Raw genomic sequence first — 13,989 nt, forward strand, 5'->3', positions numbered from 1 at the left:
CACCGCCATGAGGCAGGTCCGGAAGGTCGTTCTTGAGTGTCTTCGGGGTGACATGCAGTGTCTTCGCCGTGACGTGGAGCGCCTCCGGGGGTCTCGTACGGCGTCTTCGGCGGGTGGCATACACCGGCGCATGGCCCGTCGCATCCGCCGAACGAGCGCTCTTGACGCGTTCGCGTGCTTACGAAGGGTTCCGTCCGGCAATAGGTATCGGTATGTCGAGCCGCTGCCGGGAGGCTGGAGCATGAGCATCTGGTGGTCACTGCATCTGCGGCGCGAGGCTGCGAGCGTGCCGCTGGCCAGGCGGCTCCTGCTGGGCACGATGGAGACGGCGGGCGTCGACCCGGACGTGTCCTACGACCTGTCGGTCGCGCTGACCGAGGCGTGTGCGAACGCGGTCGAGCACGGCGGCGGAGCCGGGACCGGCGCGCCGGGCGGGCCACAGCAGGGGGCGTACCGGGTGACGGCGTACCTGGACGGCGAGACCTGCCGGATCGAGGTGGCCGACGCGGGCCCGGGTTTCCCGGGGGCCGGGGTGCCGGGTGCTCCGTCCGACGACGCCGAGCACGGCCGGGGGCTGCGGCTGATCGAGGAGCTCGCCGACCACGTCCAGTTCGGGAACCGCTCGGGCCGGGGCGGCGCGGTGGTCAGCTTCGACAAGATCCTGAAGTGGCGGGACAGCCCGTCCCTCCTGCTGGCCTGAGGGGCCCGGGAGGCGTACGGAGACACGGGGAAGGGCCCCCGCCGGTCGGTCGGCGGGGGCCCTTCGTCTCCAACCTACGCGGAGGTCAGCCCTTCAGCGCGGCCATCCACGCCTCGACCTCGTCGGAGCGGCGCGGCAGCGCGTCCGAGAGGTTCCGGTTGCCGTCCTCGGTGACGAGGATGTCGTCCTCGATCCGGACGCCGATGCCGCGGTACTCCTCGGGCACGGTCAGGTCGTCGGCCTGGAAGTACAGACCCGGCTCGACGGTCAGGCACATGCCCGGCGCCAGCGTGGTGTCGACGTACGCCTCGGTGCGCGCGGCGGCGCAGTCGTGGACGTCCATGCCGAGCATGTGGCCGGTGCCGTGCAGGGTCCAGCGGCGCTGGAGGCCGAGCTCCAGGACGCGCTCGACCGGGCCCTCGACGAGGCCCCACTCGACGAGCTTCTCGGCGAGGACGCGCTGGGACGCGTCGTGGAAGTCGCGGTAGGCGGCGCCGGGCTTCACCGCGGCGATGCCGGCCTCCTGCGCCTCGTACACGGCGTCGTAGATCTTGCGCTGGAGCTCGGTGTACCGGCCGTTGATCGGCAGGGTGCGGGTGATGTCCGCGGTGTAGAGCTCGGTGGTCTCCACGCCGGCGTCGAGCAGCAGCAGCTCGCCGGAGCGGACGTCGCCGTCGTTGCGGACCCAGTGCAGGGTGGTGGCGTGCGGGCCGGCGGCGCAGATGGAGCCGTAGCCGATGTCGTTGCCCTCGACGCGGGCGCGCAGGAAGAACGTGCCCTCGATGTAGCGCTCGCTGGTGGCCTCGGCCTTGTCGAGGACCTTCACGACGTCCTCGAAACCGCGGGCGGTGGAGGCACATGCCTTCTCCAGCTCGGCGATCTCGAAGGAGTCCTTGACGAGCCGGGCCTCGGAGAGGTGGACGCGCAGTTCCTCGTCGCGCTCGGCGGTCACCTTGTCGGCGAGGGCGGCCTGGATGCCGGCGTCGTGGCCGCGGACGTTGCGGACGGGGCCGGTGGCCTCGCGCAGTGCCTCGGCCAGCTCGCGGACGTCCTTGGCGGGGATGCCGAGGAGCTGCTCGGCCTCGGTGAGGGAGTGGCGGCGGCCGACCCACAGCTCGCCCTGGCCGTCGAGCCAGAACTCGCCGTTCTCGCGGTTGGAGCGCGGCAGCAGGTAGAGGGTGGCCTCGTGGCCGTCCTCCATCGGCTCCAGGACGAGGACGCCGTCCGGGGTCTGGTCGCCGGTGAGGTACGCGTACTCGGTCGAGGCGCGGAAGGCGTACTCGGTGTCGTTCGACCGGGTCTTCAGGTTTCCGGCCGGGATCACCAGGCGCTCGCCCGGGAAGCGGGCGGAGAGCGCGGCGCGGCGCGCGGCGGTCTTGTCGGCCTGGGCGATCGGCGCGAGGTCGTGCAGCTCGGTGTCGGCCCAGCCGGACTTCATGTTCTCGGCCAGCTCGTCGGAGACGCCCGGGTAGAGGCCGTTCTTCCGCTGCTTGATCGCCTGCTCTTCGGTCGACTCTTCCGGGGTCTCCGGCGTGAGCTCCTCGGCCACGGGTCTGCCTCCTCTTGGTACGACACTGAACCTCCACCATCGTACGGTCGTACGGAAGGGGGCCCAGGGCCGGAAGGCCCATTACCGAAGAGTCACGTTCCGCTTACACCCATCTCACTCGAAGCGGGCGGCGAGCAGAACCACGTCCTCCCCGTCCACGGCGGGGTCGAGGCCCTCGGGCAGCAGGGTCCGCAGCACGTGGTCGGCGATGGCGCCGGGGTCGTCCAGGTCCGCCTTCGGCACGCTGGAGGCGGCCGCGTGGAGCCGGGCGAAGGCGCGGTCCATGGCGTCGCCGGTACGGCGGAGCAGCCCGTCGGTGTAGAGAAGCACCGTTTCTCCGGGTGCGGGGGACAGCTCCACGCTCGGTGCCTCCCAGCAGGAGAGCATCCCCAGCGGGGCCGACAGCGAGGTCTCGACGAACTCGGTCCGGCGGGCGCCGACGACCAGCGGCGGGGCGTGCCCGGCCCCGGCGAGGATGATCCGGCGCTGCGCGGGCTCGGCGTACGCGAAGAGCGCGGTCGCCGAACGGGCGGGCTCGGTGAGCCGGAGCAGCAGCTCCAGGTCGGAGAGGACGGCGACCGGGTCCTCGCCCTCCATCACCGCGTACGCCCGCAGGGAGGCGCGCAGCCGGCCCATCGCGGCCAGCGCGCTGGGGCCGGTCCCGGAGACGGAGCCGACGGCCAGTCCCAGGGCGCCGTCGGGCAGCGGAAGCGCGTCGTACCAGTCGCCGCCGCCCAGCGGGCCGGTGCGGTGGCGGGCGGCGAGCTGGACGCCGGGGACGCGGGGGAGGCGGCTGGGGAGCAGCTCCTCGGCGACGGTGGAGACCTGGACGCGGGCGCGCTCGACCTGGAGGAGACGGGCGAGGTGCTCGGTGGCGAAGCGGCCGTAGAGCCCGATGAGGTGGCGCTGGCGGTCGGAGGGTTCGGCGGGCTCGTCGTAGAGCCAGACGGCCGCGCCGAGCCGGCCGGCGTCCTCGGTGGCGAGGGGGAGGGCGTAGCTGGCGGCGTAGCCGAGGCGGGCGGCGACCTCGCGGTGACGCGGGTCGAGGCCCTCCTCGGTGCGCACGTCGCGGATGGCGATCGGGTCGGGGACGTGCTTCGGCCGCCCGGGTTCGGGGAGGCCGTCGAGGAGGCGGCCGTAGCTGGTGGCGCTGCGCGGGACGGTCTCGATGGTGCCGAGTTCGGCGTGGGCGAGGCCGAGGCCGATGGTGCTCGCGGGGCCGAGGCCGTCGGCCGGTTCGAGCACGGCCATGCCGCGGCGGGCGCCGACGAGGGCGGCACCGGCGCCGAGTACCTCACGAAGGGCCTCGTCGAGGGACGAGGTCCTGATGAGGCGCTCGGTGAGTTCGTGGAGGGTGGTGAGGTCGGAGACCCAGGCGGCCAGCCGGTCCTGGATCAGCGCTCCGGGTGGCGGGACCACCTCGGAGGGTGACGCCGCCGCGGGGACTCCCGGGAGGGGCGCCGTAGTGTGCGGGGGCCCGGGAACCGTGGCATCGATTCCAGCCACTTTCGGCATGTGCGGGGCGCTCATGCCGGTCGGCTTTCCGACCGGTGCGTTTGACGCCATGGCATCGCAAACCCCCATGTCATTCTGAGCCGCTCGATGCCTCCACATGTACACGCACCAGAGGAACGATGTCCAGCATTGTCCCCACGGGACTTGTGGTGTCCGTGAGGTCGTGCGGGAGGGTTGAAGTGCGCAGGAAGTTGGCCGAAAATTGTCCCCGGTGTGCACCTTTTGCGGTCGACTGGCGTCGTTTGAAAGCGCGTCATTCCGAGCGTGCTGGGTACGTAATCGGTGACAGGCAGGGGCAGTTGGAGCTGTCCTGGAACGTGACGCGGAACCCCGGCGTCTTTCATGCCGCAGGCCGCACCCCCTCCCCGCGTGGCGGGGAACGTGTTCCGACCCGCCCCCGGAGACCTCCCGGCTCCCTCTGGTTCTGACCTGGCTCCACCTGGTTCCACTCGGTCCCACCTGGTTCCAACCCGGTTCCACCTGGTCCCGGCCCGGACCGCTCCGCTCGGACGCGGGGCGTCACCCCGCCGACCCGGTACGCGCTGATACGCACGGTGAAGTGTCCTGCACATGGTGTGATGTGGATTCGGCGTTCAACGGAAAGGAACGAGCGCTCATGCGCGAGATCCTCGGAAGGCGACGCAGGCTCCGGTCCCGGCGCAAGGCGAGGACCGCCCGGCTCGACGCGGCGGTCACCTTCGCCGTCGAGTGGGGCTGGCCCGTCCTGCCGGGAGCGGGCCTGAGAACGACGACCCGTACGGCCGCCGGCACGGCCTGCGCCTGCCCCGACCCCGACTGCGCGGTGCCCGGGGCGCACCCGTACGACCCCGGACTGCTCGCGGCCACCACGGACGAGCGCATGGTCCGCTGGTGGTGGGCCAGGCGCCCGGACGCCCCGGTCCTGCTGGCCACCGGCGGCGGCGCGCCCTGCGCCGTCAGCCTGCCCGCGGTGGCGGGCGCGCGGGCGCTGGCCGCGCTCGACGCGATGGGCATGCGGCTCGGCCCGGTCGTGGCGACCCCGACCCGGTGGTCGATCCTCGTCGCCCCGTACGGCCTCGAACGGCTGGGCGAGCTGCTGTACGCGAAGGACAGCGTGCCCAGCTCCCTCCGGTTCCACGGCGAGGGCGGCTACCTGCTGCTGCCGCCCTCCGTCACGGGCACCGGGCCGGTGCGGTGGGAGCGGGCGCCGCTCGCGCACTCGGCCCGCCCGTGGCTGCCCGACGTCGAGGCGGTGGTCGACGCCCTGGTCGAGGCGAGCACCAGCACCCCGGGTGGCGGCAGTCGGCTGACCTACTGAGGTCCGGGGTTCGCGGCGGGCATCGGCCGTTCACCCGAACGGGTGTGTCCGGGGTCGACTTCTCCGGGAAACGGGCGCGCGGCAGACCGGGCGCCCGCCGCCCGCCGCTATGTTCACCCCACCGTTCAAGATCTCCAGCCGAGCAGGAGCAGGTGGGTTCCATGAGTCCGGTGAACCTCCGCGTGGTCGGTCTCGGGGCCGCCGTCACGGTGGCCGTCCTGCTGCCGCTCGTCGCCATGGCGGGGCCGACGGGAGACCCCGTACGGCCGTCCGGCGCGGGGGACGCGAAGGCGGGAGACCTGCTGGGGGGCCTCGGCCTGGGATCCCGTACGCGGACGTCTCCCGCGCGGGGCGCGAGCGCCGCCACCTCCCCGTCCGCCGTCTCCCCGTCCGTCACCTCTCCGTCCGCCGTCACCGCGGGGGTCGAACGGGTCACGCGCTGCGGGCCGGAACTCGCCTCCCCCGACGGGGTCGAGGCGCAGACCTGCGTCCTGGCCGAGGGCCCGGACGTCTGGGCGCGTACGTACTACCGGAACGCCGCGGGGCAGGAGCTCGACGCGTTTCTGACCCTGATGGCCCCCGGCGGGCGAACCGTTCAAGTGCGCTGCCGGGTCCCCGCGCAGGACGAACCGGGATCCTGCGAAACACCGCGGGAGCGCGGCCGTGACGCGGCCACGGCCTATACGGCGGTGTCGGAATTCGCGGGCGCCGGCGAGGGGGGCGGCACCCCGCTGCTGCTGCGGTCGGGCAGCAACACGGCGGACACCGAAGGAAGTTGAGCGTCGACGCTCCGGCCCTGCCGGGAGCGGACATGGAAAGGCCCGATCGCTGGCGACGGGGGATGCACCAGCGACCGGGCTTCCAGAACGGTAACAAGAGATCTGCTGTTCGCAAATTCGATCTCGGTTATTCGGACAGGGATTTACCTGTCCCCAGACCGGGTTGTGGCGGAAGTCACCGACTGGTCGGTCTGTCAGTCACCGATACCACCTGGGGTATCAGCTGAGAGTCACCTGACGGTTCGTGAGGCCGCCACGCGCCCGGCGCTCCTCCGCCGTGAGCGGGGCGTCCGAGGCGAGCGCCTCGGTCAGCCGCTCGGCGAACTCGGCGGCCGGCTTCTCGCACTGCTCCGCGGTCATCGCCGTCGGCAGGTCCCACACCGGCACCATCAGGCCGTGCGCGCGGAACGAGCCGACGAGTCGGGTGTCCTGGCCGAGGGAGGTGCCCTCGCCGGCCTGGAGGCGGGCGAGCGCGTCGAGGAGCTTCTCCTCCGGGTACGGCATGACCCAGCGGAGGTGGTTCTTGTCCGGGGTCTCGCACCAGTACGCGGAGTCCACGCTCGTCAGCTTGACGGTCGGGATCGCGGCCGCGTTGGCCCGCTCCAGGGACGCGGCGACCTCCGGATCGGCGCCGTCCGCGGTCTGCGGGATCCAGAACTCGAAGCCCGTGTGGACCTCCGGCGCGAACGCGGCGTCCGCGTCCAGCAGGTCCTGCAGGCGCGGCCCCTCGGCCGGCACGCGGCGCGCGGGCACCGGGGTGCCCGGCTCGACCTCCAGGGCCCGCTGGAGGGTGTCGGCGAGGTCGCGCGCGAGGTCGCCGGAGGTGGAGTCGTTCTGCAGGGCGAGGAGGACGGAGCCGTCGTCGCGGCGGAGCGCCGGCCACGCCATCGGCAGCACGGTCGCGAGCGTCACCGACGGCACGCCCTCGGGCAGCCCGCCCTTCAGCGTCAGCGGCACGGTGGCGGCGGGCACCAGCTCGCGCAGCGCGACCCAGTCGCACTCGCCGGGCAGCCCCTCGAAGGGGCGCTGGACCAGCTCGGTCACGGCGTGCGCGGCGGCCCGGCCGTGACACGCCTTGTAGCGGCGGCCCGAACCGCACGGACACGGCTCGCGGGCACCGACGACCGGGATCTCCCCGCTCGTGACCTGTGCCTGGCCGGTCTTGCCGGCCTTCGTCTGGGGGCGCTTCTTGGCCATGGTGTGGCTTTCTCCCGATCGCGGCGTGCTGTGCGCTGTGTGCGCTCTGTGCGTGCTGTATCGGGCGCGAGCCTAGCCGCACCGGGCGCGGCCGCCCCTCAGGCGGGGCGCTGCCGGCCCGGGGAACGCGCCCGGTCGCGCCCAGGGGACCGGTACCGGCCACCGACCCCGGTGCCGGGGTCAGTCCAGATCGTCGTACGCGTCCAGGAAGTCGAAGCCGGAGCCGCCGCCGACGCGCGCCGCGAAGTCCTCGCGACGGTGCCCTTCGGTCACCACCACCCAGACGGTGACCTCGCCGGCCGCGCTGTCCCGTACGCCCCAGTCCTGGGCCAGCGCACCGATGATGTTCAGCCCGCGGCCGCCGCGCGCGGTGACCGAGGGCGTCGATGGAACGGGTCGTGTCGGACCACCGCCGTCCGTGACCTCGACCCTGAGCCCGCCCGCCGGGTCGACCCGCCAGGCCGCCCGTACATCGCCTTCGCCCCGCTCCGCGCACCCCAGCGGCCTGCCGTACCGGCAGGCATTGCTGAGCAGCTCGGAAAGGATCAGCACCGCGTCGTCGACGACCGATTCGGAGACCCCGCTGCGGTACAGCTCGTCCCGCATCCGGTGTCTCGCCTCACCCACGCCCGCAGGGCCATGGGGTACGGCCATGCTCGACGACGTGGGCACCTCCTGTGCCACCACCAACGCCACCCCCGAGACCTCCTTTGCCCCACGCCACCGTGTGGATGCCCCGATGGCCTGGACCGGAAACCGGCCAATCCGCGTTCGATGAGGCACTCGTGACGATCGCGTACACACGGAACGCGCCGGTGCACACCCTGTAAGTCCTGCTGTGTCCTGTGACGGGTGGGAAAGGAGAGGGGGACGAAAACGGAGAAGTGCGGACATCGCCTCTGCTGTCGTCGTCGGTCAGTCTCGGCCCAGCTGCGCCAGCACCTGCTTCGGACGGTTGGTGATGATCGCGTCCACGCCCAGGCGCTCGCAGAGCTCCACGTCCTCGGCCTCGTCCACCGTCCAGACGTGGACCTGGTGCCCGGCCTTCTGGAGCCGCAGGATCACCGCGGGGTGGTGGCGGACGATCCGGATCGACGGACCGGCGATACGCGCGCCCGCGGGGAGCCGTCCGTCGCGCAGCCGGGGCGTGACGAACTGGGCGAGCGAGACGGTGGGCAGCGTCGGCGCGGCCGCGGCGATCCGGTGCAGCGAACGGGCCGAGAAGCTCATGATCCGGACGGGGGAGTCGGCGGGGGACGCGGGCTCGTCGAGGCCGAACCTCTTGAGGAGCTGGAGGAGCCGCTCCTCGACCTGGCCCGCCCAGCGCGTCGGGTGCTTGGTCTCGATGGCCAGCTCGACCCGGCGCCCGGCGTCGGAGACCAGCTCCAGGAGGCGCTCCAGGGTGAGGACCGAGGTGGAACCGGGATCGCTCCGGTCGGGGCTCTCGCCGGACTCCTCCCGCCCCTTCCACGTGCCGAAGTCCAGGGCCGCGAGATCGGCCAGTTCCAGGGCGGACACCGCGCCGCGACCGTTCGAGGTGCGGTCGACGCGGCGGTCGTGGACGCAGACGAGATGGCCGTCGGCGGTGAGCCGGACGTCGCACTCCAGGGCGTCGGCGCCGTCCTCGATGGCCTTCACATAGGCGGCCAGGGTGTGTTCCGGTGCGTCCTCGGAGGCTCCACGGTGGGCGACGACCTGGAGGGGGACGCTGTTCGGGTGCTGCCGTGCGTGAGTCACCGCGTCATGGTGCCATTGGCGGGGTGGCGCGGGCACGCCGATCCATGTCCGTTCTGCCCTATATAAAGGACTGGGTGCGAATGCACAGCTCCGCCTTACAGCGGCCTGACGCCCGGTGGGAAAAGCTGGTGCAGCACCCTGGAACCAGTAATGACCGGTAATGACCAGTAGGACCACCCCGCGCAGTCAACGAGGAGAGCGAGCTGTGAGCACCGAGAACGAGGGCACGGCGGTTCCGGCGGACCCGGCTGCCCCGTCCGCCCCTCCCACGCCTCCCGTACCCCCGACGACGCCCCTGACGAAGCCCGAGGCCGCGGCTCCGGGGGCCCCCGCTCCGACGCCCGCCCCCACGGAGCCCGAGCCGGCGCCGACCCAGACCCTGCCCCACACCCAGCCCCCGGCCCCCGAAGCGGCCCCGGCGCACGCCCCCGAGCCGGCGCACGCCCCTGATCCGGCCTACGCCCAGACGTCCGCTCACGGCGAGGCTCCCACCCAGGTCCAGGCCCACGCGTACGCTCAGGCCCCGGCTCAGGCCCACGCTCAGGCGCCCGCCGATACCGCCGGCGGTGCCGGTGGCTGGCCCCCGCCCCCGCCGGCCGTACCGGCCTGGGGCGCACCGGTCCCGCCCGCGGCGCCCGCCCCCGCGGGCCGCAGGCGGACCGGTGGCGTCGTGGCGGCGGTCCTGGTCGCGGCGCTCGTCGCCGGCGGCATCGGCGGCGGCATCGGTTACTGGGCGGCCGAGCGCGGCGACGACAACGGCTTCAGCTCGACCACGGTCACCTCGGGCGAGGCCCCGGCCTCCTTCAAGCGCGAGCCCGGCACGGTCGCCGCGGTGGCGGCGAAGGCGCTGCCGAGCGTCGTCACCATCCAGGCGAAGTCCGGCGGCGCCGAGGGCGAGGGCGGCACGGGCACCGGCTTCGTGTACGACCAGGAAGGCCACATCGTCACCAACAACCACGTGGTGGCGTCGGCGGCGGACGGCGGCACGCTCTCCGTGACCTTCTCCGACGGCAAGACGTACGACGCCCAGGTCGTCGGCCGGGCCGAGGGGTACGACGTGGCCGTCCTCAAGCTGACGAACGCCCCGAAGGGGCTGACGCCACTGCCGCTGGGCGACTCCGACAAGGTCGCCGTCGGCGACTCGACGATCGCGATCGGCGCGCCCTTCGGCCTGTCGAACACGGTGACGACCGGCATCATCAGCGCCAAGAACCGCCCGGTCGCCTCGGGCGACGGCTCCGGCGGCAGCAACTCGTACATGAGCGCGCTGCAGACCGACGCCTCGATCAACCCCGGCAACTCCGGCGGCCCGCTGCTCGACGCGAGCGGTGCGGTGATCGGCATCAACTCGGCCATCCAGTCCACCGGCAGCGGTTTCGGCCAGTCCCAGGCCGGCTCGATCGGCCTCGGCTTCGCGATCCCGGTCAACCAGGCGAGGAACGTCGCCCAGCAGCTGATCAAGACCGGCAAGCCGGTCTACCCGGTGATCGGCGCGACCGTGAACATGAACGACAAGGGCACCGGCGCCACGATCGCCACCCAGGGCGCCGGCGGCACCGCCCCGGTCACCCCGAACGGCCCGGCGGCCCAGGCCGGCCTGAAGGCGGGCGACGTGATCACCGGCTTCGGCGGCCACCAGATCGACAGCGGCCCCACCCTCATCAGCGAGATCTGGACCCACAAGCCCGGCGACTCGGTGAAGGTCACCTACGAGCGCGACGGCAAGACCGCCATCGCCACCGTCACCCTCGGCGAGCGCACCGGCGACAGCTGACGGTCCCGGCTGTTCACGGCGGAGGGGAGCACCGGCGTCCGGTGCTCCCCTCCGCTGCTGCCGGGGCGAGCCAGGCCAGGTCAGGCCAGGTCAGGCCAGGTCAGGCGCGCGTGGTCGCGCCGGGCGCCTGGGGCGGGGGAATCTCCGATGCCCGCCGCCACACCCGACGCTCCGGTGCGGCGGCGGGCGACCGTCGTTCGTCGACGGCCCTGATGCCGACCGGACTCTCCGTGATCGTCTGCAGGTCCTGGAGCAGCAGCTCCGTGAGCTCGCTGTCGAGCCGCTCCCCGACGCCTTCGGAGCTCCACCGCACGATGAGCTGTGCGGCCCGGTCCAGCCCGTCCTCGGTGGCCTGGGGGTAAGCCAGCGCCAGGGACGCCCGAGCGATCTCGACCGCGCTTCGTGAACGCATCCGTCAACCCTTCCTGTTCGTCATGGCCACATCGCGGCGCGGTCAGATCTGGCGCGCCGCGCACACCACGCACTGCCCGGCGGTGGCGGCGGTCCGTACGTGGATGCTCGTCAGGTCCTGGGCCTGCCGCAGGCACTCGGCCCGCCCCAGTTCCGCGTACTCCGTCGTGCACATGGTGTCCCGCACCAGTACTTCCCAGTGGTCCTGTGCCAGAAGCCAGTGGTTCCGGTGGGCCCGACGGACGAAGTTGTCGACCAACGCGTGCGCTTCCGGCGTCTTGTTGAAGTAGTCCCCCAGGTACGCGATCCGGGACGGCGGCCGAAGCCTGTCGCCGAGCTTGCGCTTCCGGAAGAGCCCGCTCGTCGAGAGCTGCTTGACGCTCTGGATGCGGGTGGCGATGACATGACCGGCCACCCCACCGATGATGGCGGGCACCAGGAGCCACCCGATCAGGGACGCGCCCCAGAGCGGGACGCCGCTCGGGGGATCGATCACCCAGGACGCAGGGCGTCACACAGGCACCCACGACAACGAACTCACCTCCGGTTCCCGCATGTTGACCGGACCGAAGAGTCGCCCCCCATCCCGCCGCCTCCCTCCCCACCCGGGCACCCACCTCCCTCCAGGCCCCCGCACCCCCCACGGCCCCCATCCCCCGGCCCCTGCTCCCCCCGAAAGGTCGGTACCCCCGCCGCGGCGCCCACCCGGTAGGCTGTTGCCGCTCCGCAGCAGGTGAAGCGGGGCACAGGTGGGTTGCCCGAGCGGCCTAAGGGAACGGTCTTGAAAACCGTCGTGGCGCAAGTCACCGTGGGTTCAAATCCCACACCCACCGCTTGCAGGTCAGAGAAGTAGCAGGTCAGAGGGCGGGCCCCGGAATCCGGGGCCCGCCCTCTGTGTTCACCCTGTCTCACCTTGGATCGCCCATATCCCGGTTCTGACCAGCGCGTATGGGCTATGTGTGGGCCAGGCTCGGGGACTCAGCCGCCGTTCAGGCCCTTCTCGATGAGCGCGTTCGCGCGGGATTGCTGACCCTTCAAGATCTTGGCGTAGAACCGGAAGAGGACGGTGAGGCTGTGACCCGCCCGCTGCGCAACCTCCACGGGGTCCACCCCCGAGTTGATCCACAGGGATACCCCCGCGTGGCGGAGGGAGTACGGGACGTCCGCGAGGGGCGTCTTGGTTTCCTTCGCCGATAGAGCCTTGGGGCGTGCCGAATCCCAGAGAGCGCAGTACTCCGTTGACCTGACCCGCCCTCCCTCTGCAGCCCGGAAGAGTCGGCCGTCATCAGCCGTCCCGTACCGCTCCCGGTGGTCTCGGAGCATCGCCGTGAGGACGGGCGGGATGGGCACGGACCGGGTCGCGGTACGGGCTCGGCGCTTGAGGCCGCGCTGGTCGTACGACTTCCCGTCGTCGGTCCACCCCGAGCCCACCTCCGGACGGCTACCGGCGAGGATCAGTTCGCCCCAGCCTGACCTAGGCAGGGTGCAGTCCTCCGCGCGCAGGGCCGCGATCTCCGACGGTCGCATGGCGGCGTAGTAGAGACACCCGAAGAAACCGGCCAGATGCTCACCACGCGCGCTGAGCCCGCGTACCGCCCCGATGAGAGCAGCGGCTTGCTCCGGATTGGGCACGTAACGGAAATCGACCTCGTCGTCTCTTACAGGGGCCGTCCAGTCCACGCGGCCCAGAGGGTTCGCGGGGAGGATCATCCGCTCCACGGCGTAACGCAGAGTGTTGCTCAACACCATGCGCTTGCGGTTGACGGTGTTGTCTGCGGCGGCCTTCCCGCTGAGCGTCTTGGCGATCGCGTCCAGGGCGGCACGCAGTCGGTCCGACCGGGCGACTTCCGTCATCTTGTAGGTGTTAGCGGCGACCCACGTGAGCGCCGCAGCGACGTCGGCCGGCGGCTGTTCGACCTCATGACGCAACCGAAGCGCGCCGCTCTCGTCTTGCGCCGCCCGGAACGCCCACCCGTACAGTGCCTTGCGCAGCACGGCGGGGTCCGGTGCACCGCGCGAGCTGGAGACAAACGCCGGCGTGACGTTAGCCAGCGTCTCGGCGATGCTCGCGCGGTGCTTGGCCGCTGCCTTCGGCCACTTCATCAGCACGTACGCGGTGGCGTGCTCGTACCAGGTGGGCGTGGTCAGCGCCTCGAACTCCGACGCGGGCAGTCCGGTCTCCTCGTCGAACTGCTCCCGATTGCGCAGCGCGGCCAGAAGCTCGGACTGGCGGCCCTCCGCCTGCGGTTTGAGCTTGAAGCTTCGAGAGTGTGGGCGTTCACCGACCCGCCACCGCAGCTCGAACGGCTTGGGGCGTCCCTTGCGCTGTCGAATGGACCAGATGTCTACGTCGTACGTAAGCATGGCTCTCCAGATAGTCGAGGGGCCCGCCAGCGGCGAGCCCCTCGAAGCCGGGTGGATTAGGCGGCGTTCTCCTCGCACTCGGACAGCCAGCCGTCCAAGTCCGAACGGCGAACGCGGAGCTGCCCGTTGGGGAGCTTGATGAGTCGCGGGCCCTGCCCACGGGCGCGCATTCGGTAGAAGGCGGCGCGGCTCATGTCGAGTTCGGTCAGGACCTCGGGGAGCTTGAGCATCGGCTGGCGTGCCATGGAACTCCTTCGGTGAGTGATGAGGGTGTTCGCGTTCCTGTGTGTCCGAGGTGGTGATTTCTGCGTCACTGCGTCCTGCGTGTCACTTGTGCGTTTGACCTGTGGTTTTCGGTGACGCGGGGGCTTTGGGGGTGCGTCATCGGTGACGCGGGGCTTTGTCACCGGTGACGCGGGTGACGCGGGATGACGCAGCCGTCGAGTGTCTGCGTCACGGCCGTAGTCGCAGGTGGCAGGCCGTTTTCCGGGTGCTCGTGACGCGGGTGACGCAGCGTCTCTCTTCTTAGGAAAAGAGAGGGGGTGGTGTCTGTGGTTGTGCGTGCCTTGGAGCGTGAAAGCGGAGCCGCGTTGCGGCGCGACCCAGCGGCGGCAAGCCGCCGAACGACAAGAGGAGCAACCCTGGCCAAGGCGCGGCTTGCTCCTC

General features: G+C 71.8%; 13 protein-coding genes and 1 tRNA gene. 5 read left to right on the forward strand and 9 right to left on the reverse strand.

The window, feature by feature from the left end; translation table 11 throughout:
• The first annotated feature begins 241 nt into the window (after positions 1-241).
• Entirely contained in the window at positions 242-700 is a 459-nt protein-coding gene (locus tag ACFVZH_RS23890; protein WP_384900044.1) for an ATP-binding protein, read from the forward strand.
• Positions 701-785: 85 nt separating this feature from the next.
• On the opposite strand, the gene ACFVZH_RS23895 is transcribed toward ACFVZH_RS23890, so the two are convergent.
• Positions 786-2,249 carry an aminopeptidase P family protein gene (locus tag ACFVZH_RS23895; protein ID WP_384900046.1) on the reverse strand — a complete coding sequence of 488 codons (1,464 nt, stop codon included), beginning with the start codon at positions 2,247-2,249 and terminating at the stop codon, positions 786-788.
• A 114-nt stretch (positions 2,250-2,363) separates the two neighbouring features.
• The gene (locus ACFVZH_RS23900; RefSeq protein ID WP_384900048.1) at positions 2,364-3,815 is read right to left on the reverse strand and encodes a PP2C family protein-serine/threonine phosphatase; all 1,452 of its coding nucleotides are present in this window, start codon (positions 3,813-3,815) and stop codon (positions 2,364-2,366) included.
• A 565-nt stretch (positions 3,816-4,380) separates the two neighbouring features.
• Here ACFVZH_RS23900 and ACFVZH_RS23905 point away from each other — a divergent pair.
• Together ACFVZH_RS23905 and ACFVZH_RS23910 are read left to right on the forward strand one after the other, a co-directional pair.
• On the forward strand, positions 4,381-5,061 hold the full coding sequence (locus ACFVZH_RS23905; protein ID WP_384900050.1) for a bifunctional DNA primase/polymerase: 681 nt from the start codon (positions 4,381-4,383) through the stop codon (positions 5,059-5,061).
• Positions 5,062-5,222: 161 nt separating this feature from the next.
• A complete protein-coding gene (locus ACFVZH_RS23910) occupies positions 5,223-5,840 on the forward strand; it encodes a hypothetical protein (RefSeq protein ID WP_384900052.1) in 618 nt (205 codons plus the stop codon).
• A gap of 219 nt (positions 5,841-6,059) precedes the next feature.
• On the opposite strand, the gene ACFVZH_RS23915 is transcribed toward ACFVZH_RS23910, so the two are convergent.
• The 3 genes from ACFVZH_RS23915 to ACFVZH_RS23925 all read right to left on the reverse strand — a co-directional run bounded on the left by ACFVZH_RS23915 (position 6,060) and on the right by ACFVZH_RS23925 (position 8,774).
• Positions 6,060-7,037 carry a DUF5926 family protein gene (locus ACFVZH_RS23915; protein ID WP_384900053.1) on the reverse strand — a complete coding sequence of 326 codons (978 nt, stop codon included), beginning with the start codon at positions 7,035-7,037 and terminating at the stop codon, positions 6,060-6,062.
• A 180-nt stretch (positions 7,038-7,217) separates the two neighbouring features.
• Entirely contained in the window at positions 7,218-7,820 is a 603-nt protein-coding gene (locus ACFVZH_RS23920) for an ATP-binding protein (RefSeq protein WP_384900055.1), read from the reverse strand.
• Positions 7,821-7,952: 132 nt separating this feature from the next.
• Positions 7,953-8,774, reverse strand: a complete 822-nt coding sequence (locus ACFVZH_RS23925; protein WP_384900057.1) for a glycerophosphodiester phosphodiesterase — start codon at positions 8,772-8,774, stop codon at positions 7,953-7,955.
• Between the two features lie 205 nt (positions 8,775-8,979).
• Here ACFVZH_RS23925 and ACFVZH_RS23930 point away from each other — a divergent pair, with 205 nt between their 5' ends.
• Positions 8,980-10,548, forward strand: a complete 1,569-nt coding sequence (locus ACFVZH_RS23930) for a S1C family serine protease (protein WP_384900059.1) — start codon at positions 8,980-8,982, stop codon at positions 10,546-10,548.
• A gap of 100 nt (positions 10,549-10,648) precedes the next feature.
• On the opposite strand, the gene ACFVZH_RS23935 is transcribed toward ACFVZH_RS23930, so the two are convergent.
• The gene (locus ACFVZH_RS23935) at positions 10,649-10,960 is read right to left on the reverse strand and encodes a hypothetical protein (protein ID WP_384900061.1); all 312 of its coding nucleotides are present in this window, start codon (positions 10,958-10,960) and stop codon (positions 10,649-10,651) included.
• A gap of 42 nt (positions 10,961-11,002) precedes the next feature.
• Positions 11,003-11,455, reverse strand: a complete 453-nt coding sequence (locus ACFVZH_RS23940) for a DUF6313 family protein (protein ID WP_384900063.1) — start codon at positions 11,453-11,455, stop codon at positions 11,003-11,005.
• A 252-nt stretch (positions 11,456-11,707) separates the two neighbouring features.
• Between ACFVZH_RS23940 and ACFVZH_RS23945 the strand changes: the two genes are divergently transcribed.
• A tRNA-Ser gene (locus ACFVZH_RS23945) sits at positions 11,708-11,792 on the forward strand.
• Between the two features lie 145 nt (positions 11,793-11,937).
• On the opposite strand, the gene ACFVZH_RS23950 is transcribed toward ACFVZH_RS23945, so the two are convergent.
• Both ACFVZH_RS23950 and ACFVZH_RS23955 read right to left on the reverse strand, forming a co-directional pair.
• The gene (locus ACFVZH_RS23950; protein WP_384900065.1) at positions 11,938-13,323 is read right to left on the reverse strand and encodes a tyrosine-type recombinase/integrase; all 1,386 of its coding nucleotides are present in this window, start codon (positions 13,321-13,323) and stop codon (positions 11,938-11,940) included.
• Between the two features lie 56 nt (positions 13,324-13,379).
• Positions 13,380-13,568, reverse strand: a complete 189-nt coding sequence (locus ACFVZH_RS23955) for a helix-turn-helix transcriptional regulator (protein ID WP_384900067.1) — start codon at positions 13,566-13,568, stop codon at positions 13,380-13,382.
• Positions 13,569-13,989: the final 421 nt, after the last annotated feature.

The sequence above is a fragment of the Streptomyces sp. NPDC059534 genome (assembly GCF_042743475.1).
Lineage (GTDB): Bacteria > Actinomycetota > Actinomycetes > Streptomycetales > Streptomycetaceae > Streptomyces.

Coding starts and splice junctions, on each gene's coding strand:
- ACFVZH_RS23890 (WP_384900044.1), top strand. CDS start 242: ATGAGCATCTGGTGGTCACTGCATCTGCGGCGCGAGGCTGCGAGCGTG.
- ACFVZH_RS23900 (WP_384900048.1), bottom strand. CDS start 3,815: ATGGCGTCAAACGCACCGGTCGGAAAGCCGACCGGCATGAGCGCCCCG.
- ACFVZH_RS23905 (WP_384900050.1), top strand. CDS start 4,381: ATGCGCGAGATCCTCGGAAGGCGACGCAGGCTCCGGTCCCGGCGCAAG.
- ACFVZH_RS23910 (WP_384900052.1), top strand. CDS start 5,223: ATGAGTCCGGTGAACCTCCGCGTGGTCGGTCTCGGGGCCGCCGTCACG.
- ACFVZH_RS23915 (WP_384900053.1), bottom strand. CDS start 7,037: ATGGCCAAGAAGCGCCCCCAGACGAAGGCCGGCAAGACCGGCCAGGCA.
- ACFVZH_RS23935 (WP_384900061.1), bottom strand. CDS start 10,960: ATGCGTTCACGAAGCGCGGTCGAGATCGCTCGGGCGTCCCTGGCGCTG.
- ACFVZH_RS23950 (WP_384900065.1), bottom strand. CDS start 13,323: ATGCTTACGTACGACGTAGACATCTGGTCCATTCGACAGCGCAAGGGA.
- ACFVZH_RS23955 (WP_384900067.1), bottom strand. CDS start 13,568: ATGGCACGCCAGCCGATGCTCAAGCTCCCCGAGGTCCTGACCGAACTC.